The sequence below is a fragment of the Saccharothrix lopnurensis genome (assembly GCF_042658445.1).
Taxonomy (GTDB): domain Bacteria; phylum Actinomycetota; class Actinomycetes; order Mycobacteriales; family Pseudonocardiaceae; genus Actinosynnema; species Actinosynnema lopnurensis.
Genome location: NZ_JBHSQO010000020.1, coordinates 1 through 23,563, shown reverse-complemented (window position 1 = coordinate 23,563; position 23,563 = coordinate 1). Strand labels below are relative to the sequence as shown.

The following is a 23,563-nucleotide window of genomic DNA, read 5'->3' as shown; positions in this document are numbered from 1 at the left end:
CGATCGCAGCCACCGTGGCGGCCGCGGACCACCCCGACGCCGCCCGCCCCGGCGGTGCGCCCGACGAACGGGGAGAACCGCTCGACGGTGGCCCCGCCCGCCGTGGCGTGAGGCCCTGGTGACGCGGAGGTGTTGTCGCCGCGATGCGCACGTACATGACCTGTCTCCTCCGGGATTTTCCATGAAGTAGCGATCAGTCGGGCGGGATGCCTGTCATGCCCCGGGAACAATAGCTCGCGAGGGGTGTCGGTGAAACCATTTCAGTCGGTGAAATACGGCCCGGCCGGTGATGGCGAACGGGCCTTCCGGCTGGCGAAAACCGGCTTTTTGGTGAATGGAATGATTTCATGTGGCGAAATCTTGGGCTGTGTCCATCGCGAGTATTTCGGCAGGTAGGGGACTTGTTCACTCCTTTTTTGACTTTTCTGGTGACGTGGCGGGTAGGCGTGTGTCATTGTTTCCTCGGCAACGGAACCCGCCAGGGTCGGTGAAACCGCAAGGTGGTCGAGGCACCCGGTGGGGAGTCGTGTCAGGCCGGGATGCGCGTCCCGAATGGACCGCCTGCTGAATTCGAGGAAAATCCGTCCATAGTCAGGGACTGGTCGATGTGACGACTCATCGAGGCAATCGGACGCGGCCAGAGACCAGTGACCTACACGGGGGACCGATGAAAACACGCCGGGCGCGATGGCGCCACACCGTCGACGGGCGGTTGCTCGTCCTACTGGGCCACCGAGCCGACCCGGTGCCGTCGATGCTGGCGCAGCACCTGCTGGGGGAGAAGGCGCCGCGGCTGACCGCCGAGGCGGCCGACGACCTGCTGATGACGGACGCGGCGCTGCGGGCCGATGCCGCCGACGCGCTGGAGCGCGTCGACTCCGCGGAACGGCGCCTCACGGCGACCCGGTCGAACACCACGCCCGACAGCCGCGCCGTGGAAGACGCGGTGCGCGAGCACGACGAGGCCGTGCGACGCCTGGAGCAGGCACGGGCCCTGATCGACGACCTCCGTCGGTTCGTGGTCGATCTCGACGCGCCGGACGGTGCACTGCGCGCTGCGGCACAGGGCTGGCGACTCTCGCCGGCGGTACCGGCACAGGTCACCGTCTTCGACGACGAAGCCCTCTTCCTCACCGTCGACGCCCGCCGGGCCACGACCACCGGACTCGGTGTCTTCACCACGGCGGGAGTGGAGGAGTGGGGCTGGGCCTGGCGCCGTGATGATGACGACGACGACCTGTCCGCGCCCCTCCAGCCCGACCGCTGTGGCCGGTGGGTACTGGGCTACCTGCCCGCCACCGAGGAGATCTACGCCGTACTGCGAGGAGCGGGTGTGCCGTCGCAGGTATGGCTGTTGGGTCGAGGCTTCGACGCCGACACCGCGCACGCCGTCCTCGACGACCTCGCGCCGCGGATGGCATGGCCCAACTCGTTGATCGCGGCGGCCGGGGCGGTCCACGCGGCAGTGCTGTGGCGGTCACACGGTCACGTTCGGCCCGCGACGTCTACCGGCTCCATCGTGGAGGCGTCGACGGACGAGGACACACGGCGATGACGGCGTACCGACGAGGCCGGACGTGGCTGGGGCTCTCGGGCGGGCTCGTGGTACTCGCGGCCTGCGCCCCCCACCCCCCGGGCGGCATCGACACGCTCGACCCGATCACGACCTCGACTTCCGGAGAAGATGCCAACCCCCACCCGTCCCGGACCGGTAAGCCCTCGGGGACGACCTCGGTGAGCGTTCCGCCGCCGGAAGCCCGGGGACCGTTGATCACCGTAGTCGGACAGGTCGAGTGGACCGACCGGCAACCCGGTTGCGTGGTGCTGCGCCTGCCCAGCGGCCAGCATTTCCAGCTCACCGGACCACCTGCGCGAGACCGGGAACGACAGGCCCGCGCCGGGCGGCTGCCGCGACGACAGCACATCGAGACCACCGGCCACATCCCACCCGTCGGAGCAACCTCCTGCGGACCGGGACGCGCTTTCTGGGCCGAACGACTCCGCGCCGTCGGCCGCTGAACTCCCCGGCGGAAAACAACGCCATGGATGCGGATCCACTCCACGCCGAGTTTCCGCCGACCACCGGTGTCGCGCACAGCGCCCACCCGGAGTCTCACCGCCCAGGCGCAGGTGAGCACAGGCTGCCGGTCGCTCCCGACCGGCGGGGGTGCCGCGCCGATCGCTCAGACCCGAAATCCCCCTGGGGCATGGCGACGGCGCGGCACACCATCTCCTACCAGTAGTCAGGACATCCATGACACGCACGTTCATCCTGCGACTGCTCGGCGCATCCGGCCTCGCTCTGGGGCTGTCGTTGGCCCTCACCGCAGGCAGTGCCTCGGCGCAGGTGGCCATGGGCGGTCCCTACGGGCCCACCTCCGCCAGCGTCGGCAACCAGGACTCCCGGATCCAGGCGTGGCCCACACGACCCGATGCCTGGCAGGCGCCCTACGCGACGCCGGATGACCGGAGCCGGAATGTGGCCAACCCGGACAACTCCGGCTCCCGGCGCCAGGCGCAGACCGGGGTGACCCTTCCCGGATCCCGAATCCAGGGCGGAAACAACCGCGCGGACCCGGGACGGCCCCAGATGGGTGCCGAAGGAGTGACGGCCCAGGCGTGCGGTTGGCATGCGCTCAACGCGAACGCGTACTACATCCACTGCGGCTCCGGGCGGATCTCGATCAACGTCGAGTTCTGGTGGGGTGTGGGCGCAACCCGCTCGATCTGCGTGTGGCCTGGCAAGACCCTGCTTTCCTCCCACCCGGCCCTCCAAGGCGGAATGATCACCTACGCCTACTACAACGGCCGCGGCTGCTGACAGTCCACCGACCACGAAGCACCCGTTCTGCGAAGTCAGGTGCACCGCCGCTGTCGGGGTGTCCGGCGCACCGCATCCTTACCCGCCCTGCCCAGCCGCTGCCCGTCCCCAAACGGGCAACCGACCGTGGGGCGGGATGTGCCCCTCCCGGCCGCGTTTCGCCCGGGGGAGCACGGGACCACACCGTCGTCGGCGGTGTCCGGGTCCGGTGTCTCACCTCCACTTCGGCCGGTGACGGCCAGGACTCGCCGGTCCATCCGGGACCGGCCCGTTCGCGGTCCGCGCCGCCCACGCGTTACCTGCGCGGGGTGGCGCGGCCGCCACGTCATCCACGTTCACCCACAAGGGAAATGATCATGTATCGACGGTTTTCGGCCGTGCTGCCGCTGCTGGGAACAGCGCTGCTGCTCTCGGCCTGCACCTCGGGCGGCGACATCCCGCCGCTCGCCGACACCGCGCAGTCCACCGGCACCGGCCAGGTGCCCGCCGGGTCCGCCATCGAGCAGTCGATCCCGGAACGCGACCGCGACACCGCCGAGGCATACGCCGCGTTCCGCGCGATCGACGCCTGCGCCCTGCACGACGTCGAGGCGGCCACGGCCGTCACCGGCGACAAGGGCGATGAAATCACCCCGGACCAGGACGGGCTCAACGGGTGCATCCTGCGACTGCACAAGAGCGAGTTCGAGTCGACCTGGACCGTCTTCCTGGAGGTCGGCATCCTGTTCCCGCCGGAGCTGCGCCACGAGGCGGCTCCGGAAACCGTGGGTGGGATGGCGGTGTTCACCAGGGAGGACGAACGCGGCTGCGCACTGTCCAAGCCGCTGGACGACAACCACGCCATCGAGGTGCGCACCAGCACCTACAGCGGCGCGACGAAGAAGCCCTGTGACGTGCTGCGCGAATATGTCGGCAAGCTCGGCGAAGTATGGAACGACCCGCCCCGGCGGGACAGCGGCCGGACCAGTCCGCGCCTGTCGCTGGCCGACGTCGACCCGTGTGTCGCGGCCTCCGCAGTGCTCGACGGCGTCGGTCCCAGCGCGCAGCTCTCTCCCAAGAGCGTGTTCGCCTGCTCGGCGGTTCCGGCGTCGGCGGCGCCGTCGAAGAAGAGCACCGACATCGAGATCGCGTTGATCATGGACGAGGACCCGGCCTCGCTGGTCGCCGCCGGGGCGCGGGAGGTCACCATCGGCAGTCACCGGGCGGTGCTCATCGAGCGGGCCACCGGCTGCCTGTCCTATGTGGTGTGGGAACCGGAAACCGAGGTGGTGGTGGACCGGCAGTCCGGGGATGCGTTGCCCTCACTCCAGCAGATCCGCGTGCGGGCCGGAACCTGCGAGGCCGCCCAGGCTGCTGCGGAAAAGGTCCTGGCGAAGATCGGCAGGCGATGAGGCGCACAACCACGGCGCTGGTCCTGGCGGCGATCGCGCTGAGCGCGGCGTGTACCACCAGGATCGCCGGGAACCCCAGTCCCGCCGGCGATGTGACGGGTGGTGGCGCCACCGCCCAGACCTCGGCAGGCAGTACCGCGACCGACGGGCGGAACCCCGGCTCGGGCCAGGACGCGTGCGGGCGCAGCTCCAAGCCCGAGGAGTGCACGCAGTGGACCCACACGACCCCGGCCACCGGGCAGCAGCTGCTGGCCACTGTCAAGGACAACCCTGCGTCCGCCGCGCAGATGCTGTGTTCGGCGCTGACCGAGCAGCAGCTGGACACCCACCTCGGACCGGGCCACTACCGGTACGTCGAGGCCGGGACCAGCTGCGCGATGTGGTCGGCCGACGGCCAACTCGCCATCCGCGTGGGCGTCAACGCCCTGTACCCACTCTCGGAGTATCTCACCAGGTTCCGCAACGACCCGAGGTTGGCCTCCTCGGTCTCCGAGCTGACCATTGCCGGTGCACCGACCATGCGCACCGGCGTGCCACGGGAGTCCGACGGCAAGGGCACCGACACCGAGGATCTCGTCGTCGCCATCGGGGCACCGGACAAGCCCGGAGTAATGCAGGTGCAGTTCCTGCTGCGCCAGCCGCGCGGCAAGCCGGACAGCACTCCGGTGGACCGCACCCGCCTGGACATGCGTGACGCGGCCGTCGGCGACCTGCTCACAACCCTTTTCCCGCAACGATGACCGCGATTCAGGGAGACCCGTCATGACCGACTTCACCAGGCTGGTGCGCCCGGCCGCGCTGCTGACCGGCGCGTGCGCGCTGCTGCTGGGCACCACACAGGCCGTCGCCCTCGGCGTGCCGTCGGCCGCAACGCCGACCCCGTCCACCGCCTCCGACGGCGGTGCGCGCATCGTGCTGGGCGACCTGGACCCGAAGGTCGACGCGGCGGCCGTCGGCGCGCCGTTCGACCCGTGCGGGCTGGGTTGGGAAGCGTTCCCCGCACCGGTGCGGCCGGAGAAACCGAACGCACCGCGCCTGCGCCCACCCGGAGACAACGACATCTACAGCACCGCCTGCCGCTACGACCACAGCGGGGCAGCGGTGCTCAAGCCGGGCGAGCAGAGCGCAGTCGGGGCTCGGTTCATCACCGTGGTCGCCTGGGCGAAGGCGGACGACGGGATGAGCGCCAACCCCGCCGAGCACCCCGACGCACACCCGGCGCAGTTCGGCGACAAACCGGGACTGATCAAGCCCGGCACCAACGCCTCCAGCGGCGACCCCACCTGTACCGCGATCCTCGCTCTGGCCAACGGCGTGGCAGGCATCACCGTCACCAACGGGAGGTTCCCCTCCGTCGACACCTGCACGATCGCCCGAACCGTCGGCGACGCCGTCGCCGCCGCCGCGCCATGACCGGCTCGGACACCTCGGTGCCGGAGGACACGGCTACCGAGCAGGCCCGACCGATGCCCGCCCCGACCGCCGGCGGGCCGCATGACCAGCGGCCGCGCCGCAGGACCCGCATCGACGGCACCCTGCGCGTGGTGGCGCAGGGCCTGGGCTTGATCGCGGTGACGACGCTGGTCGTGACGGTGCTGCTGCTGCGGGAGGACAACACGGTCGGGCCGCGGGCCGGTCGGACGGTCACGGCATCGACGACGGTCACGGTCACCGCGACCCCCTCGACGCCCGAGCCGGTGCCCGCCGAAGTGGCCCCGGCCGCGGTCACCCCGCAGCCGGTGTCATCCGAGCAGCTCGCGGCGCTGCCGGCCGCAGTGGTCGGCGCGGCCTCCGGGCAGGCGATCACAGATCCCGCGCCCGGGAGCGAACCGGGCACCACCGTGCTGCACCCCACCCGCGACACCGCGGTCTACGCCGAGCCCGGCGGGCTGCCGGTGGCGGTGCTGCCGCCGTACCAGCTTCTCTCACCGACCTGGGTGCCGGTCGTGGCCCGGCGGCCGGGCTGGGCGCTGGTGCTGCTGCCGACCCGCCCGCACGCCGACGGCACCGCCGCGGCGGGCTGGATCCACCTCCAGCCCGAGGTGCGGCTGGCCGACACCGACCGGCGGATCGAGATTGACACCACCACCGGCACGATCGTGGTTCTGGCCGAACTGGGCCGCACCGGGACCATCCCCACCGCCGCACACGCCACCGCCGCACACGCCACCGCCGCACACGCCGACGCCACACGCGCCGACGCGCCGGGTAGGCGCAGTTTCGTGGCCATCGGCAACCGGACCCTGCGCGCCAACTGGCTGCTGCGGCTGATGTGGCCGGTCGCGGTGGACCCGGCGCGGTTGTGCTCCGGCCCACTGGGCGGGGTGTCGATGCCCGGCCTGCCCGCCCGATCCGGACTCGGCGCGGCCGATGGCACCGGCTGCGTGACCACCCCCGACGCCGTCCGCGACGCACTGGGCGAGGTACCCACCGGAACGGTGGTGCTGCTGCGGTGACCCGGCTCCCTACCCGATTCGCACACCGACCCGGTCCGCACCGGATCGACCCCCGTCGTGGGTGGAGCGCGCCGCCGTCGTCGGGGGCGCACGGCGTGCTCCGCCCACTCCACCTTCCACGAGCGAGAAAGGGCCGAGGTCATCGACGACGGCGACCAAGTACGCCCGGGCGCGCCCGGCGAGACGCGGCAGGCTGCCACGCCGCAGTCCCCGGCCGCCGCCGATCGGCGCGCCGGTCGTCACCCCCACCCGGGGCCCGGCCGCAGGGTGACCGACCGCCGGCGCGCGGTCCGCCGTCACCTCCCGGACAGCGGGCCACACCTCTACCAGCGCCGATCCCCAGGCAGGAGCAACACCGTGCCCCTCATCGACATCGACACGCGCGTCAACACCGAGCACGAGGCGAACACAACGACGATCCGCGCCGCGGACACGGCCGCCGACGATCACCAGATCGGCGGCGAAGACCTGGTGGACAGAGCGGCGCGACTCAAGCGGATGATCAACGTCGCCCCCACCTACACCGCCGCCCTGTCCTGGTGGACCGGCATCGCCGTGCGCAGGGCAGCGTCGGCACCGGACACGCGCCGCGAGGTGGACGAGTTGGAGGCCAGGCTGCTCGATGTCCCGCCCGGCACCCGCGTGCTCGTGCGCGAGGGCCACCTGGTGCCCGCCGTCGGCGACCCGACCGTGCGCCTGGCCGCGGTGACAGCGCTGGTGTACGAGCCGGCCCTGGGACTGGGGATCGACGGGCACGAGGTGCTGCGAGAGGGCAGTGTCCCGCTGGGCGAGTTGCTCGGAGCAGCGGCACGGCGCGCCACCCAGTTCACGGTGCGCATCGCCGGGCCGGTGCGTGCCGATGCGCCGGCACTGCACTCCCAGGCCCGCCTGCTGCTGGCAGGGCGACCGGTCGCGGTGGTGACCGAGACGACCTATTGGTGGCCGCTGCTGCGCCGCGCGCCCGCGACGATGCCGCAGTACGTACAGACCGGCCCGTGACGTTGGACCGCGATTCCTACCTGGAGCGCTGCCTGCGCGTGCTGGAAGCCGTCGCCCCACAACCGGCGCCGACGACGTTGGCCCGGATCGGCGAACTGAGCGGGCTGCCGTTGAGCACGGTCCACCGCCTCGTGCGGGTCCTGGAGCACAGCGGCGCCGTGGAGCGGGTCGGCCGCCGCTACCGGATCGGCGAACGCCTGATCGCCATCACCGCCCACAGCACCCTCGAACGGCACGATCCGACCGAGTAGTCGACCTTTCCGTACGGCCCGTCGACAGATGGTATCGACGCGCTCGTGCGGAAATCGACGTACGTCCTTCCTCCGCCTCTTTTCGGCACATGAAATCGTTGACTATGCGAACGGTCGGTAAGCCGTCTACGCCCCCACGGCTCGGCGGCTTACCGACCTTCCTCGACAGTGCGCTCTCGGTCGCACCAGGCCATCATGGCACGTTGCGGCATTCATCGCGCGGATTCGAGTGCGTAGATCACAGTTTTCACATAATGAAAGCCTCATTTTCCGATGTGCGGGAAAAATTCCCTCCCTGGGTGGATGGAGGGTTACGGTGCCGGTATCGCTCCGTACGTCCAAGTCGTAGCGACGTCATGAAGCGGTGTTCACGGGGAGCTTTATGCGTGCTTTTTCTGCGAGACTGTCGGCCGTCCGGGGAGCGGATCGTGTCCGGTGATCTGCTGTGGCGGCTGATGGCCGGCAGAAACCACCGCGAGGTCCGCGCACGCTGGCGTGCTCGCCGCGCCGGCACAGCCGTGCGGGTCACTGGTGCTGTTCCCGCCGTTGACGACGGACCGGGACGCGCGGGCACCGGTCGGCCGGTGCCCGCGCGCGGCTCCCGACCCCGTCCGGCGACGTGGACGCCTCCGGCACCCGGACATCCGGGAGCACCGGGCGTGGTACCCGGTGGCGCCGCGTTGTGGAGGCCACCCCACCCGGCGCCGCAGCAGCAGGAGCCGGTACTTCCCGTCGGTGCCGTGCCGCCGCGGCGGGCCTCCGGGCGAGAGTCGGCTTTCGACGTGGTCGACGCTGTCCGCGAACCGTGGTGGACACGAGCGCGTCGCCTGGTCGTGGTGGGCGCGGTCGTCGTGCTGACGGTCCTGGGCGCGGTCGACGTGACCGTCACCGTGCTGGCTTTCCTCCGCCCGTCGACATCGCCCCCGGCGTCGGGGATCGCCGACGAGGTGCTCGACGGGGTCGCCGAGGGCGTGGCGGTGGACTACCTGTCCTGGGATGCCCGGGATCGGGAGCGCCGCGGGCAGGTGCTGCGGCGGTGGGCGGTGCCCGACCGTGAGGTCGACGGGTGGGACGGGCAGGGCCGCCAGTCCGCCGATGGCACCGCCGTGCTGGGACGCACTCGGCGGGGCGTCGACCAGGCCGTGGTGACCGTGCGGGTGCGGGTCGTGCCCTACGCCCCGGACGAGCAGTCGGGATCGCAGAACCCGTCAACGCAGCCACCCGCGGAAGAATCCGACAGCTCGTCGCGCGCTGACGAACCCGGCGTCCCGGCCGCACAGCCCACATCGGCGGACGCGCCCGGCTGGCGGGCGCTTCCGGCACGCTGGCTGGTCCTCGCGGTTCCCCTCGCACGGTACGACGACCACGTGCTGCTGACCGCGCCTCCCGCGCTGGTCGGCGACCCCGGTATCACACTCCCCGAACCCGTGCCCGCGGTGGAGGCGGTGAACGACGACCGGTTCACCCGCGACACCCGGCAGGCGGTGCAGAGCTTCTTCGAGGCGCTGGCCACCGGCGAGCTGGACTTCGTGCGCGCCCCGCGAGCACGGATCACCTCCCTCCGGAACGCGGCCGTGCTCGTCGAGCTGCGGCAGTGGCGCGGCGTGCAGTCGCAACCCGATGCGCCTCCGGGGCAGCGCGCGGGGGTGGCGAGCGTGGTGTGGCGGATCGCGGAGAACGCCGGGCAATTGACCTGCACCTACCGCGTGAGCCTGCACCGCCAGGAGGACCGCTGGCTGTTGGCGGGCATCGACATCGACACCGGGAAAACACCGTGATGACCACCATGACGACCATTCTGACCGAGCTGGCGCAGACCCAACCGTTGCAGCAGGTCAACCTCGACGGCATCAAGAACGCGATCTTCGCGCTGTTGGGTGTGCTGCTGATGATCGTGCTCGGGGTGCGGGCCTTCTGGTCCTACATGGAGGATCAGCCCGGCAAGATGGTCGCCCAGATCATCGCCGCCCTGGGCTGCGGCGTGTTCGTGTTCTTCCCCGACACTGCCGAGAACATCCTCAAGGGCGTCATCCAGTCCATCGTGGGCGGCACGGTATGAGACTGCCCACCGACACCGTCCACCTCAAACTCCAGACCCGCCAGTACGAGCTGTTCGGCCGCTCGCTGGGACGTGGCGTGGAACGGCGCATTCTGCTGATCGGAGCCACGAGTACCGCGCTGTGGTGGGCGATGCTTCTGTTGCTGGGAATGCCGATCCTGCACCGCCTGTCCCCGCTGCTGTTCCTCGTGCCGCCGGTGGTGTTCGTGCTCTACGGCACCCGACGCGACGACACCGGCCGGATGGTGCTCGCGGCCTGGCGCGATCGGCTGTTGTTCCATGCGCCGGCGCGCCGACGGCCGATCGGCAACCCGTTGCTGGAACTCGACAACCATCGGTCACGGCCTGTTCGCCTGCTGATCATCGCCCGCCTCGTCACCTCCGCTCCCAACCCTGATCGGGAAGGTGGTGCGTGGTGACGCGCAAGGCACAGGCATCGCGCCGGATCACCGATCCGCCCGCCGCGCCGTTGCTGATCCAGGACGGCGTCGAGGTCACCGACGACGCGGTGTGGACGTGGGCGCGGATCCCGGACGGCTCCACCGAGCTGATGGAGGACGGCGAGCTGGAGACCGCGACCTGGGCCACCGCCACCGCGATGCACACGCTGCTGCCGGTCGACGCCGAGTACCACGTGAAGGTCATGTGGGCGCGGTACTCGCCCGAGGACTACCGCGACAGCTGGACCTCGATGCCCGGGGTGCGTGCGCCGGGCGCGGACTATTACATCGAGCTGGGCGCGCACCGCATCGCCCGCAACAGCGAGGTCGGCCACTTCCGCCGCCGCATCGTGCTGTTGGGGGTGCGCTGGCCCACCCGTGATATCGCCTCGCCGTGGGAGCGGCGCCGACAGGCCGTCTCCGTGCAGCTGCGTTCCCGCGCGGCGGTGCTGCGCGACGCCCACGACCGCGTCGACGAACTGGAACCGGCCATACGACGTTGGTTCGGCCAGGTACGGGACAGCCCTCTGCGGGGAGTCCAGGCTTCGGCCGCGACGATCGCGTGGGCCTATGCCCGCGAGCTGCGCCGCATTGCCGACCTCACCTCCGTCGGTGACGGCGAGTTGTCCGGCGCGCGGCTGGTGTCGCTCATGCACGGCGAGGTCCTTCCCAGCCCCGACGGCCGCTACGTCACCACCCGGGACGCGTCCACCGGTGCCGTTCGGCACGTGGCGATCCTCGTTCCCGCCACGAACGGGTTCCCGGCAGAGGAGTTGGAGATCCCCGGCGGGGAGTGGCTGGCGCTGCTGACCGAGCTGACGGATGTGGAGGCGTCGGTGCGCGGGGTCAACCACGGCCGCACCGCTTCGCTGGCGCTGCTGCGCACCGGCCGCAAGTGGACCAGGTCGCAGTCGCTGGAGGCCGGTGAGGCGGGTACCGCGCCGCCGGAGGAGATCGACGAGGCCGAACTCGCGCTGGCAGAACGTGACCGGGAGGTGCGGCGGCGCGTCGATGTGCTGGCGACCTCGCATCCGCGGTGGGTGGTGCACGCCGCGACGGTGGAGGAGTTGACCGACCGCGTCGAGGCGCTGCGCCGCCGCTACACCGGCATCGTCGCGTTGGAGCAGGCACCGAACATCCAGGACCTGCTGTGGAAGGAGCTGCTGCCGGGTGACCGGGTGCGGGTGCCGGAGTTCGGGCAGGTGCAGCCGATGCGCACCCTGGCCGGCTCGTGGTTCCACGGCGGCTCGGCGGTTGGGGACACCAGCGGCCCCTACATCGGCGGCAACCTCGGTGCGACGCCAGGCCCGGTGCGGCTGCACCTGGTCTCCCGCACCACCGACGACCGGCGGATGCCGACGACGATGTCGTTCACCGGCCGCTCCGGATCGGGCAAGAGCACCGCGGTGATGCTCACGGTGCTCGCCGCGCTGGCCGAAGGCGCCTGGTGCCTGCTGGCCGACCCCAAGGGCGATCTGGCCGGGATCGTGGAGGTCGCCGACCGCGTCCTGGGTGTTCCGGCGCAGGTCGTCGACGTCACCGCTGCGCAGGCGGCAGGGTCGATGGACCCGATGCGGTGGGCGCCCGGCGTCGACGAGGCCCGCACCCTGACCCTCGACGCCCTGCTCGGCGTGCTCAGCGGGGACGACCGGCGCGGCACCGAGGCGGTGCTGGAGGCCGCGATCGACCGGGTGTTGGCCCGGCCTCGTGAGATGTGGTCGGCCACCGCCGTGATCGGCGAACTCGTGGCCACCCCTGGTGACAGCACGGCCGCGCAGGCGGCGCGGGCGCTGGGCGAGACGCTCTCGGTGCGCTCACGGCAATCCGACGTGCGCGCCGTGCTGGGCACCCCGGTGGCCGGTGCCGCGCCCATGCTGTCCGGCCGAGGGTTGGTCTACCTGCGCCTGGACGGTCTGGGCCTGCCCCAGCCCGGCAGCGTGGCGGAGCAGTGGACGGTTCCGCAGCGCTGCGCGATGACCACCTTCCGGACCTCCACCGCCTACGCGCTGATGCAGTCCCGCCACGTCCGAGAGCTGATCAAGCTGGTCGCGTTGACCGAGTTGCACCGCATCACCGCCTACCCGGAAGGCCGCTCGCTGGTGCAGTGGCTGGCCCGCACCGGCCGCGCCCTCAAGACCTACCTGCTGCTGGACTCGCAGTCCGCGGTCGAGATGGCCGCCATCGAGGGCCTGGTCGAGCAGCTGGTCATGTCGGCGGCGTTCGAGGCGTTGGGGCGAGAGGAACAGCAGGCCCAGGCGGTGCTGCTGCACCGGCCCGACGCGGGCCCACGCCTGCGGCAGGCACAAGGCATGGTGGGGCCGGGCGAGTGCGTGATGCGCGACCGGCACAACCGGCTCGGGCTGGTGGCCTTCGACCGGCTGACCGAGTGGATCGCCGACACACTGTCCACCGACGCCGCCGAGGACTCCGCCGATCTCTACGCCTACGACACCGACACCGATCCGGCGGACACCGACCCCCGCGACAACCGCGGGGACGAAACACCGGCCGGTGACATGGCGCCCGATCAGGCCGTTACCCGGCACGGCATCGAGGACCGCCGGGTCGATGAGCCGGAGCGTGCCCGGTGATCGCCGTCACGTCCTCCAGCGCATCGACCCTCGGGCGGCGCGCCGGCTGGTTCACGACGGCGGTGTCTGTGACCGCGCCGGCGAGCCCGCTCGCGACACAGCGGTGGCGCGCCCGGCTCGGCCGTCACGCGCGCTGCCTGCCCACCGGGCACCGGCTACGGCCGGAGGTCCGGGTACTCAGCGCGAGCAGGTCCGCGGAGTCCGCGGTCGCGATGATCGCGGTTCGGGCGCACGACGAGGTGTTCCAGCAGGTCATGGTCAGCCTCGCTCTGGTCGGGGACCGGTGGCCGGTCGACTCGACGACGCCTACGCCTGCGGAGACGCGATGAGCAGCCAGGTCCCGCCCGCTCGACTCGTCGACTTCATGCGCGACACGGGCCGGTGGGCGCTGCTGTTGGTGGTGCTGGTGCGTGAGCGCGCGCCGCGTCCGCTGCGGTGGCTGTGGAACCGGCCGGAGCGGATGACGACCCTGGCCTGGATGGTGGGGCTGCTCGTCGCAGGGCATGCGCGCGGTGCGGTGGCCGACGACGTGATCACCGGCCCGGACCTGGCCGGCAGTGGCCCGAAGACGCTGTTCGAGACGTACTCGTTCTCCGACTACGGCATCACCGTCAAGCCGGATGACTCGGCGTCGGGCTGGCTCGATGTCGCGTTGCCGGTGTACCAGATCATGGGTGTGATCGCGCTGCTGCTGATGTGGCTCGTGCTCGGCGTGCTGGAGGGCGCGCTGACCTTGCTGGAGTGGCTGCTCAACCTCACCGTCTACGCCGAGTCCAGCGACAGGATCGACCAGGCGGTGAACTCGGTCGCCTTTCACGTGTTCTGGCCGCTGATCACGGCCACCGTCGCGATCGGCGCGGTCATGACCTATGCCCGCTGGCGTGGCGAAGGTCGTGGCTTCGCCACCGACCTGGGCTGGGTCATCGCCACCGCGGCCACCGCGATGTTGTTCGCCTCCGGCCCCTCCACCGTGATGACCACCGTCGACGGAGCGCGGCAGCAGATCGCCGACGGCGTCATCGCCGGATCTACCCGGTTCGTGACCGACACGAACAACCCCACCGGGTTTCCCGCTCCGTCGATCGCCGATGGCAATCCGCACGCGGGCACGCGTCGGCTCGTCGACGGCATGTGGTCCAACTTCGGCGCCACACCCTGGTGCCTGGCGCACTTCAACTCCCTGGAGGTGTGCGGCAAGGCCGGTCACCACGCGTTGGCCAACGACGACACGTGGAAGCGGTGGATGGAGATCCTCGACCGGCAGGGCGCCGTGCCGGAGTTCGGTCCCTACGGCGACTACATCCGCGGACAGGACCCGGCCCGGCTGGGCGTCGTGCTGCTGCTCGCCCTGTTGGTGCTGCCGCTGGCGCTGCTGCTGATCCGACTGGCCATCGCGGGACTCAACGCCTCGGTCGGCCTTCTGCTGGCCCTGGTCGCGGGGCTGGTGTTCCTCACGCTGTGGCCGATACCGGGCTGGCCGCGCGCGACCGGCACCCGCTACCTCGTCTACACCATCGGCCGCAGCCTCCAAGCGCTGACCATCACCACCACGGTCTCCGGCGTGACCGTCACCTCCACGATCATCGTCAGCCTCGTCGGCCAACACGGGTTCTTCATCGTCACCGTGCTCAACATCGCCCTGATGACCTCGGCGGTGCAGATGCAGTCCTGGGCGGACTCGCTGACCGGCGGCGAAGGCGCCCGCACGATGGGCGTCGGTACGGCGCTGATCGCCCGATCGGTGGCACGCACGGCGGTCAAGGCGGCCGGTGGCGTCGCCCGCGTCGCCGCCGGCGCGGCACGAGTCGCCGGTGGAGCGGCGATCGGCGGAGTCGGCCTGGCCACAGCCGCGACCCGCGCAGTCGGCAACCAGCTCAAGTCCCAGGCGGGCAAGGCCGCGGACATCGACCGCGGACCGGTGGAGGCGACCGCCACCCGAATCGTTCCGTCCACCGCGGTGCAGCCCTACACACACGGTCCTCCGGGAGGACGACGAGCGCGCCCCCACGGAACCGGTCCGGACACCGCGATCACCTCCGGCCCCGGCCTGGCGGTGCGGCCGAAACCGGGCGCGCGTCCCGACCAGGAAGCACGATCGGGCGCGACGTTCGACGCCGAACGGGCCACCGCGGTCGGCCCACGCCGCTGGGTCGCACCGCCCGGCGGAACCGGCACCGAGCAGGTCGCCGGCGACACGCGCCGAGTCTGGGTCGTCCCACCCGGTGGACGCGGGCTGGCACCGCCGGACAAGACCCCACCGCCTCCGGCCCGCAGCCGTCGTGGTGTTCACCAGATCAACACCGGACGCCCGCGCCCGCCCCGGCAGGTCAGGCAGGGCGGTGCGGATGCGGCCCGACCGCAACGACCGCGTCGCGCGCCCGGACACCGACGCGATGACACCGACACCGGCTGACCGGTGAGAGGAGAGCAGCGCCGATGGCACATCCCGACCCGGCGCGCGACGGCTCCGAGCCGGAGGAGACCGCACCGGTCCTCCCCGCCGGCGACCGGCTCGATGACGACGCCGACCGTCCGGCGCAGGTCGCACGACAGGTGCGCCGCGCGCTGTGGGGACGCGACCTGCTCGGCCCCCGGCCCGGGTGGTGGCCGTGGGGTACCGGCGCCCGCGCCCGAGCACAGCGGCGGCGCGAGCTGCGCGAGCTCGGCGCGCAACGGCGCATCGAGCTGCACCGTCGGTTCACCCACGGCCACGACCACGATGGTGGTGCCGTTCGCGCGCCGTGGCGACCCGTGCCGACCAGCCGGAACATCGCGGCCCTCGCCGCAGTGGTCGCAGTGGTCGCCGCGGTGGTGGCCGTGGCCTGGTCGATGGGCGACGGGCCAGGCGCAACCCGTGAGCCGCCGGGTGAGCAGCGTGGCGAATCGGCGCCCACCGAGGTCGCGCCCACCACCTCGACGGCGTCGGTGGTTCCGCCTTCCGTCGCCATCTCGTCGTCCGCATGGTCGTTGCCGGAGCAACCGCCCATCCCGCCCTCGGGCGTCGCACCCGCACAAGCCCGGCCCCGGACCGCGACGGACCCGGCGACGATTGCCGTCGTCACCGCCCCACCGGGCCCACCGGCACGCCAGGAACTGTCCGATCCGCAGGACGCGGCGAGTGCCTGGCTGGCCCGGTGGTGCCCGTTCACCACCAGCGAGGACCAGTTCGGCGACGCCGAGCGGCGAGCACAGCCGGCGATGACGGATGCGGCCTGGTCGCTGTTCGACCCCACCGGCGACGAGCGAGCCGCGCGCAGTTGGCGCCAGGCCACCTCCGCCGGGGAGACCGGCAGGTGCTCCGCGCCCGTCGCCCAGGTCGTACCGAGCGCACCCCGCACCCCGGAGCGGGTCGTGGTGCGGGTGACCGCCGACCGGGCCGTCACCACCGCCGCCGGGGCACGCTACGTCGAGCCGGTCTTCTCGACCCGGGTCATGCTGCGCCAAGCCGACGGCACCTGGCGGGTCGACCTGGCTGCGGTGGGCGGCTGAGGCGATGGTCAAGGGCCTTCTCGGCGGCGCAGCCGCCCTGTTCAGCCTGCTCCTGTTGGTCGCACTGCTCAGCACCGGTGCACAGGAGGCAACAGCGGCCCCGCCGCGCGGCGGCTGCACGGTCACCACCCCGCCCGCCGACCGGCAAGGCGAGCAGGCGACCGTGCCGGGCGAGCAGGTGGAAGCCACGCTGACCGCCGACCAGATGGCCGTCGCGCGCACCATCGTCGCCGTCGGCAAAGGACTCGGGGTGACGCGGCGCGGCACCGCGATCGCCCTGGCCACGGCCATGCAGGAATCCACCCTCGACCCGAACGCGGTCTCCGGGCGCAGCCTCGGGCTGTTCCAGCAGCAGGGCGAACTGTACGCAGGCGTCAACCGAACCGATCCGGCCGACACCGCCAGGGCGTTCTACGAGCAACTGCTCACGCGGGTTCCGCACTACGACGACCCGGCGGTGACGCCGGCCGACGCGGCACAGACCGTGCAGGCATCCGGTGCCGGAGCCTCCTGGTACGCACGCTGGGACCGGTGGGCCACCGCGCTTGCCGCCCAGCTCTACGACGGCACCCCCGCCCAAGGCGGCACCGGCGATGTCGGCGGCATCGTGTGCGCCCCGGGTGGCGGGTCCGGGCCGATTCGCGTGCTGGTCAGCGGCACTACGATCACCCTGCCGCCCGAGGCTGGGATTCTCGGCACGCTCACCATGCCCCACGAACAAGCCACCACGGTCGCGGCCGCGGCGTTGAGCTACCTGGGCACCCGCTACTCCTGGGGCGGCGGCAACTCGGGCGGCCCCACCATCGGCATCCGCGACGGCGGGGTGGCCGATGCCCATGGCGACTACGCGGCGGTGGGTTTCGACTGCTCCGGGCTGATGGTCTACGCCTTCGCCCAGGTCGGCATCATCCTGCCGCGTGTCTCGCAGGACCAGCAGCGGTTCGGCCGCTCGCTGCCGTGGGAGCAGGCCCAGCCCGGAGACCTGCTGTTCTGGGGACGCCCGGCCACCCACGTCGCGCTCTACCTCGGCGTGCTCCAGGGCGTGCACTACATGGTCGAGGCACCCCAGAGCGGCGACGTCGTCAAGGCCGGCCTCGTGCGCACCCGCGCGGGATTCGACTCGACGGTGGTGCGCGCATGGTGATCCTGCGACGGCACCGCACGACACTGGAGCAGCGCCGACGCCGTGCCGCGGGCCTGCTGCTCGCCTTGGCCGGCGTGATCCTGACCGTGTGGCTGGCCGCAGGGCTGCTCGCCCTGCTCGACGGGCAAGGCTGGCGCCCACCCCGGCTCCAGCTGCACTCACCGGTCCACGGTGACGGCGGGCTGCCGGGGCTGCCGACCTACCGGTCCTCGTCCCCGACCACCACCGTTGCCGAGCCGGACCCGGCCGCTTCCCCGGAGGACGGGGCACGGTGGCCGGTGATCGTCCAGTGGCCGGTGCGCCCGCTGTGGTCGGCGACGGCCGCTGTGCCGCTGTGGGCGGCGTGGCTGGCGTTCGTGGTCGCCCCCGTGGCCGGGTACCGCCGTGAAGGGCTGGCCAGCACCCGCGAAGTCCGGCGCGCCCTCGGTCGCCGGCAGGCCCGCGGCAAGGGTCGGGTGACGTGGCCGCGAAGCCGGTGGTGGACCCGGCTGACCATGCCCACCGCCGCGTTCGGCTACCGCCTGGGACATCCTCTGCGGCCGTGGGCGCCGTGGGTGCCGCTGTGGGCGCACTTCGAGCACAACATCCGCATCCTCGGCCGCACCGGCTGGGGCAAAACCCTGCGCCTGCTCATCCCCATCATCCGCGACCTGCCCGGCGCGGCGATGGTGCTGAGCATCGAACCGGCTGTGTTCACCCACACCGTGCTCGCCCGACAGCACCGCCCCGCACACCCCGTGCGGGCACCGTTGAGTTGGCTGCCCCGCCACCGCCGGATCTGCGAGTACCCGGTCGCCGCGGTGGACTTCTCCGACCCGGCCAACCGATTCACCGCAGGCTTCCCGCAGGTGCGCTGGAACCCCATCGACGGGTGCGCCGACTTCGCCGTGGCCACCCGACGCGCCCACGCCCTGGTCGCAGGCTCCGACACCGCGGGCACACAGCGGCGCGGCAGCGAGGACGACGTGTTCTTCCGCAACTCCGCCGCCGAGGTCCTGGCCGCCTGGCTGTACGCGGCGGCGCTGGGCGGCTACGGCCTCGACGAGATCACCCAGTGGCTGTCCGACACCCAGCACACCACTCCACGCCGCGTGCTCGCCGAACATCCCCACGCCGACCGCACCGCCCTGCTCGCGCTCGCCACCCACCTGAGCACCCGCGCCGCCCGCACCACCTCCGGCGTCGAGCGCTACCTCGCGCTGACCATCAACGCGTTGATCAGCCGCGACGGTCGCCAGTTCTGTGACGTGCACCCGGACCGGTCGTTCAACATGGTGGAGTTCGTTCGTGACGGTGGCACCGTCTACGTGCTGGCCGACCCCGACCGCGTCCACCGCGTACGTCCGCTGCTGTCGTTGTTCACCGCAGAGATGTTCATCGCCGCCCGCACCGCCGCACTCGCCCATCCCGGAGGCCGGTTGCCCGTGCCGTTCGTCGCGGTGCTGGACGAGTTGCGGCACAGCGTCGTGGTGCCCAACCTGCCCTACGTCGGCAACACCATGCGCAAACACGGCATCCACTACCTCTACTCGGTGCAGGGCAGCAGCCAGGAAGACGAGCTCTACGGCGCCCAGGCTGACGGCCTGCGCGCCTCGGCCAGTGTCACCGTCGTCGGCGGACTGGACATGACCGTCGCCCTCGAACTGACCACCCGCGCGGGCAACGCAGCCCTCGTCGAGCGGGCCCGCGAACGCGGCGGCGACCAGGTCACCCGCGTGGACAGCCTGCCGGTCTCCGAACAGCAGCGCCTGGCCGACGGCCGCGCCGTCATCGCCCCACGCGGTAGTGGCCTGTTCATCGCCTCCGCACCCACGATCCACCAACATCGCCGGCTGCGCCGCCGCATCCACCGCGAGGTCGCCGCCGTCGACGCGATCGTGCGCGAAGCACGCAGCCGTGAACACAGCCGGGCCCGAGCAGCCATGGACGCCGCCGACGCACGAGCCACCTTCAACCAACCCGGAGGCACCCAGCCGTGACCGGCCACCCGACGAATCCCGCCTCGACGGCCCTCGAACCGTCTGCCGAGCAGGACGTGGCGGTGTTGCTGGCTCTGCTGGACGCCGAACCCGCCGCTGTGCGGCGCACCCCGTGGACATGGGCCGCCCTGTCGCATGAGGAGGCCGCAGCACTGCGACGGACCATGCGGCGGTGGGTGGCCGACTACAACCTGGTGCACGCGGTGTCCAGCCGCGAACTCATCCCCGACTGCTGGCCACAGCATCCCGGCCTCGTCCACGACCTCGCCGTCATGGTCTGGGTCTACTACGACAGCCACCACGACCGCCGCACCACACCGCTGATGGCCGGCGACTACCACCTGCGCTACCTACCCGGCTTCCGCTCCCGGCTCGATCACTGGCTGGGCAGCGACCCGACCAGTTGCCGCGCGGGCCAGCACCCCGCCTCATGGCGCACCAGCCCCGGCGAGACCCTCCGCCCAGTCGACCGCCATCAGCTCGTGGACGCCGACGACGACAGCAGCGCAACGCGCTCCTCATTCGGCTTCACCGCGACAGGCGAACCGCCGAACGTGGGCTCGGCGTCCGCATCGGTCAGCAGGTAGAACGATCATTGAAGCCAGGGGTCCAGCCGCGGTGCGGTGCGACAGGGATTCGCCGCAGCTAGATAACTTTACAGAAAGCTTTTAAGAAAGCTAAGCTTGTCCGGTCGAAGGGGGTGCCGGTGACCGACCCGGTGACGGACGTCGTCCGGTGGTGGGCGCGCGAAGCGCCGGAGCTGCCCGCGGAGACCATCGAGTTCACCAAGCGCGTGGCGCGGATGCACGCCCTGACCGACCGCGTCACGGTCGCCGTGCTGGTCGGGTACGACCTCAGCCGGGCGGAGTACGACGTGCTCGGGACCCTGGTGACCGCCGGTGACGAGCGGTTGAAGCCCTCGGAACTGTCGTCCCGGCTGCTGCTCACCACGGGCGGGCTGAGCAACGTGCTGCGGTCCTTGGAACGGCGCGGCTACGTCGCCCTGACCCCGGACCCGGCGGACGGGCGCAGCCGGCGCGTCTCGCTGACCCCCGAGGGCGCGACTGCCACCCGGCGGGTGGTCGGCGAGGTCGTCGCCGCGCAGCACGAACTGCTGGGCGGCGTCGACGCCGCCCGGATCGGGTCGGTGACGGAGGACCTGAGGGTCGTCCTGCGCCTGCTCGACACCCGTTGAGGCACTGCCTTCCCGACTCCCGGAGGTACGACATCCGCCGGTTCACCATCACCGACGTCCACGTGTTCGCCGCCGACGGCACCTTCGGCCCGCCGACGTCGGTGGCCGTCGAGGACGGCGTGATCGTCGAGGACGCCGGCGGGGCCGTGGTCGACGGGCGGGGCGGCTACCTGCTCCCCGGCCTGATCGATACCCACGTGCACGTCGACCACCCCGACCAGCTCGCCGCCGGGCTCCGCTGGGGCGTGACGACCATGCTGGACATGGGCTCCGCCCGCTGGGACGACCTGCGCGCGCTCCGCGACACCGACGACGACGCCCGCGCCGACCTGCGCGGCGCGTCCTCTCCCGCGTGCGCCCCCCGCGGCACGGCCGTGCGGAGGATGCACCACCCCGCCTCCACCGCGGTCCGGGGCCCGCGGGACGCCGCCCGGTGGGTCGCCGAACGGCTGGCCCAGGACCCCGACCACCTCAAGATCGTCCTGGAGGAGAGGCTGCCGTTCCGGCCGAAGCCGCTCGACCCGGACACCGTCGCCGCGATCGTGACCCACGCGCACCGCGCGGGGAAGAGGGTGGTGGTGCACGCCGCGTCGAGCCGCGCCTACACCGTCGCGCTCGACGCGGGCGCGGACGTCATCACCCACGCGCCCATCAGGGACACCGTGTCCGCCGACCTGGCCCGGCGGATCGCCGCCGCCGGCACGGCCGTGTCGCCGACCCTGGTGATGATGCGGACGATCCTGCGCACCCTCAAGCTCCCGTTCACCCCGAGATCGCTGAACTTCACCAACGCGACCGCGTCCACCGAGGCCCTGCGCCGGGCCGGGGTCGCGATCGTCCTCGGCACGGACGCGAACGCGGACGAGACCTCACCGGCCCGCGTCGCCCACGGGATCTCCGCGCACGACGAACTCGCGCTGCTCGTCGAGGCAGGGCTGAGCCCGTCCGAAGCGCTCGCCGCCGCGACCTCCCGCGCCGCCGCGGTGTTCGGGCTCGACGACCGCGGGCTCATCGCCACCGGCAAGCGCGCCGACCTGCTGCTCGTCGCCCGCGACCCGACCCGGGACATCACCGCCACCCGCGACATCACCGGCGTGTGGAAGCGCGGTGTCGCCGCACCCGTCCCGGACCGCGCCTGACGGGGCGCGGGATCCGGCGAGGGCGACGACCCTGCCACGGCACCAACCGGCCCGAACGCCACCGCGCGGTACGCACCCACTGCCGGACCACCGCCCAAGTCACCGCCATCAACATCTGGCTCAGCCGCCAGGTGATGATGGTGTTCGAGGAAATTTGAGCGGCTGGCACGCGCCGTCGCCGACTACCGGGTGCGCATCGCCGTGGGTTGACTGGCCTGCGCTACGTCGCCTGCGGCACGTGCCGTCGTACCACGCACCACAAGTCCCTATCCTGGGGCCGAGGCATCCCGGTTCGTGGACTTGCCGCGGCTTGGATGTCGCCATCTCGGGCACCTCCTCGCCCTGGTCGCTGGGTCTGCTGCACGGATTGGTGACATCTGAGTTGGCTTGCCGTGATGGTGAGCTGGGAGGATGTCGCTGTGCCCAAGCCCTACCCCCGGGAGTTCCGCGACGATGTCGTGCGGGTCGCTCGTGACCGTGAGCCCGGTGTGACGGTCGAGCAGATCGCGAAGGACTTCGGGGTCCATCCGATGACCTTGTTCAAGTGGCTGCGTCAGGCCGAGATCGACGAAGGCGCCAAGCCCGGTGCGAGCCGGGCCGAGTCGGCCGAGCTGCGCGAGGCGCGTAAGACCACATCTCATTTGGAGTGCGACCGGGCGGCCGATATCTTGATCATCGATGAACGACGTGGAGAAGTGGTGCCCGGAGCCGTTGTGGCTGTTGGCGAAGCCGTTGTTGCCCGACGCGCCGCAACGCCACCAGGGCGGGGGTCGACGTCGGCTGGACGACCGGACCGTGTTGGCGGCCATCCTGTACGTGCTGCGGACCGGGTGTGCCTGGTCGGCGTTGCCCGCCTCGTTCGGGATCAGTTCCCCCACCGCGCATCGCCGGTTCGTCGAGTGGGTCGAGGCAGGCGTGTTCGCCCGGCTGCACCGGGCGACGCTGGACCTGCTCGGCGTCGCCGGGGCGATCGACTGGTCGCGGGCGTCGGTGGACAGCATGCACGTCCGTGCGGTCAAAGGGGGGACCTGACCGGCCCGAGCCCGGTCGACCGGGGCAAACCCGGCTCGAAGATCCACGCGATGGGCGACCGCGGCGGCCTGCCGCTGACCGTGGTGGTCTCGTCGGCCAACCGCAACGACCACCTGTTGTCGGAGACCGTGGTCGACGCCGTCGCCCCGATCAAGGGGCCCGTCGGCCGTCCTCGTCGTCGGCCGCGCAAGCTGCACGCGGACAAGGGCTACGACTACCCGGTCTGCCGCGCGCAACTGCGCAGACGGGGCATCACCGCCCGCATCGCCCGCCGCGGCATCGAGTCCGCCAAGCGGCTGGGCCGCCACCGGTACGTCATCGAACGGACCCTGGAGTGGATTTCCCGGTTCCGACGCCTGGCCCGCCGCTACGAGCGCAAGGCCGCCCACTTCACGGCATTCGCCCAACTTGCCTGCGCGGTGATCTGCTACCACCGAGCCGTCAAGCTGGACCTGCTGACCCAAAACAACCCCAAATGAGATTTGGTCTAAGCGGATCAAGCTGCTGGAGCAGGAGAACGAGGTCCTGCGCCGCGCGACCGCGTATTTGTCGCAGGCGAACCTGCCGGGAAAAGGCT

At 71.7% G+C, this 23,563-nt stretch carries 20 protein-coding genes and 1 pseudogene; all 21 read left to right on the top strand.

Features of this window, described 5'->3' with window-relative positions:
- Window positions 1-754 precede the first annotated feature (754 nt).
- The 21 genes and pseudogenes from ACFP3R_RS20385 (at window position 755) to ACFP3R_RS20285 (ending at window position 23,465) form a co-directional block, all read left to right on the top strand.
- The gene (locus tag ACFP3R_RS20385; protein ID WP_380637915.1) at window positions 755-1,555 is read left to right on the top strand and encodes a hypothetical protein; all 801 of its coding nucleotides are present in this window, start codon (window positions 755-757) and stop codon (window positions 1,553-1,555) included.
- A 699-nt stretch (window positions 1,556-2,254) separates the two neighbouring features.
- A complete protein-coding gene (locus ACFP3R_RS20380; RefSeq protein ID WP_380637913.1) occupies window positions 2,255-2,821 on the top strand; it encodes a DUF6355 family natural product biosynthesis protein in 567 nt (188 codons plus the stop codon).
- A 308-nt stretch (window positions 2,822-3,129) separates the two neighbouring features.
- Window positions 3,130-4,212, top strand: coding sequence for a hypothetical protein (locus ACFP3R_RS20375; protein ID WP_380637911.1), 1,083 nt, complete (start codon window positions 3,130-3,132; stop codon window positions 4,210-4,212).
- Complete coding sequence (locus ACFP3R_RS20370; protein ID WP_380637910.1) at window positions 4,209-4,952, top strand: hypothetical protein; 744 nt, start codon at window positions 4,209-4,211, stop codon at window positions 4,950-4,952. The genes ACFP3R_RS20375 and ACFP3R_RS20370 overlap by 4 nt, the downstream gene beginning before the upstream one ends.
- A gap of 22 nt (window positions 4,953-4,974) precedes the next feature.
- Complete coding sequence (locus tag ACFP3R_RS20365; RefSeq protein WP_380637909.1) at window positions 4,975-5,625, top strand: hypothetical protein; 651 nt, start codon at window positions 4,975-4,977, stop codon at window positions 5,623-5,625.
- A complete protein-coding gene (locus ACFP3R_RS20360) occupies window positions 5,622-6,668 on the top strand; it encodes a hypothetical protein (RefSeq protein ID WP_380637908.1) in 1,047 nt (348 codons plus the stop codon). The genes ACFP3R_RS20365 and ACFP3R_RS20360 overlap by 4 nt, the downstream gene beginning before the upstream one ends.
- Window positions 6,669-7,025: 357 nt before the next feature.
- Complete coding sequence (locus tag ACFP3R_RS20355) at window positions 7,026-7,667, top strand: hypothetical protein (RefSeq protein ID WP_380637907.1); 642 nt, start codon at window positions 7,026-7,028, stop codon at window positions 7,665-7,667.
- The gene (locus ACFP3R_RS20350) at window positions 7,664-7,918 is read left to right on the top strand and encodes a helix-turn-helix domain-containing protein (RefSeq protein ID WP_380637906.1); all 255 of its coding nucleotides are present in this window, start codon (window positions 7,664-7,666) and stop codon (window positions 7,916-7,918) included. Before ACFP3R_RS20355 ends, ACFP3R_RS20350 begins: the two co-directional genes overlap by 4 nt.
- Window positions 7,919-8,700: 782 nt before the next feature.
- The gene (locus ACFP3R_RS20345; protein WP_380637905.1) at window positions 8,701-9,696 is read left to right on the top strand and encodes a hypothetical protein; all 996 of its coding nucleotides are present in this window, start codon (window positions 8,701-8,703) and stop codon (window positions 9,694-9,696) included.
- The gene (locus ACFP3R_RS20340; RefSeq protein ID WP_380637904.1) at window positions 9,693-9,977 is read left to right on the top strand and encodes a hypothetical protein; all 285 of its coding nucleotides are present in this window, start codon (window positions 9,693-9,695) and stop codon (window positions 9,975-9,977) included. Before ACFP3R_RS20345 ends, ACFP3R_RS20340 begins: the two co-directional genes overlap by 4 nt.
- Window positions 9,974-10,396, top strand: coding sequence for a hypothetical protein (locus ACFP3R_RS20335; RefSeq protein WP_380637903.1), 423 nt, complete (start codon window positions 9,974-9,976; stop codon window positions 10,394-10,396). Before ACFP3R_RS20340 ends, ACFP3R_RS20335 begins: the two co-directional genes overlap by 4 nt.
- On the top strand, window positions 10,393-13,008 hold the full coding sequence (locus tag ACFP3R_RS20330) for an ATP-binding protein (protein WP_380637901.1): 2,616 nt from the start codon (window positions 10,393-10,395) through the stop codon (window positions 13,006-13,008). The genes ACFP3R_RS20335 and ACFP3R_RS20330 overlap by 4 nt, the downstream gene beginning before the upstream one ends.
- A gap of 394 nt (window positions 13,009-13,402) precedes the next feature.
- A complete protein-coding gene (locus ACFP3R_RS20325) occupies window positions 13,403-15,421 on the top strand; it encodes a hypothetical protein (RefSeq protein ID WP_380637900.1) in 2,019 nt (672 codons plus the stop codon).
- Window positions 15,422-15,444: 23 nt separating this feature from the next.
- The gene (locus ACFP3R_RS20320) at window positions 15,445-16,497 is read left to right on the top strand and encodes a hypothetical protein (RefSeq protein WP_380637899.1); all 1,053 of its coding nucleotides are present in this window, start codon (window positions 15,445-15,447) and stop codon (window positions 16,495-16,497) included.
- A 4-nt stretch (window positions 16,498-16,501) separates the two neighbouring features.
- The gene (locus tag ACFP3R_RS20315; RefSeq protein WP_380637898.1) at window positions 16,502-17,641 is read left to right on the top strand and encodes a C40 family peptidase; all 1,140 of its coding nucleotides are present in this window, start codon (window positions 16,502-16,504) and stop codon (window positions 17,639-17,641) included.
- Window positions 17,635-19,620: a type IV secretory system conjugative DNA transfer family protein gene (locus ACFP3R_RS20310; protein ID WP_380637897.1), complete on the top strand. Its 1,986-nt coding sequence runs from the start codon at window positions 17,635-17,637 to the stop codon at window positions 19,618-19,620. The genes ACFP3R_RS20315 and ACFP3R_RS20310 overlap by 7 nt, the downstream gene beginning before the upstream one ends.
- Complete coding sequence (locus tag ACFP3R_RS20305; protein WP_380637895.1) at window positions 19,617-20,207, top strand: hypothetical protein; 591 nt, start codon at window positions 19,617-19,619, stop codon at window positions 20,205-20,207. Before ACFP3R_RS20310 ends, ACFP3R_RS20305 begins: the two co-directional genes overlap by 4 nt.
- A gap of 119 nt (window positions 20,208-20,326) precedes the next feature.
- On the top strand, window positions 20,327-20,815 hold the full coding sequence (locus ACFP3R_RS20300) for a MarR family winged helix-turn-helix transcriptional regulator (RefSeq protein ID WP_380637894.1): 489 nt from the start codon (window positions 20,327-20,329) through the stop codon (window positions 20,813-20,815).
- Complete coding sequence (locus tag ACFP3R_RS20295; RefSeq protein ID WP_380637893.1) at window positions 20,812-21,954, top strand: amidohydrolase family protein; 1,143 nt, start codon at window positions 20,812-20,814, stop codon at window positions 21,952-21,954. The genes ACFP3R_RS20300 and ACFP3R_RS20295 overlap by 4 nt, the downstream gene beginning before the upstream one ends.
- A gap of 395 nt (window positions 21,955-22,349) precedes the next feature.
- A pseudogene (locus tag ACFP3R_RS20290) lies at window positions 22,350-22,523 on the top strand (transposase); the annotation flags it as partial.
- A 109-nt stretch (window positions 22,524-22,632) separates the two neighbouring features.
- A protein-coding gene (locus tag ACFP3R_RS20285) for an IS5 family transposase (RefSeq protein WP_380637891.1) occupies window positions 22,633-23,465 on the top strand; the annotation gives its coding sequence in 2 pieces (ribosomal slippage) (window positions 22,633-22,981 and window positions 22,981-23,465; 834 coding nt in all).
- Window positions 23,466-23,563 lie beyond the last annotated feature (98 nt).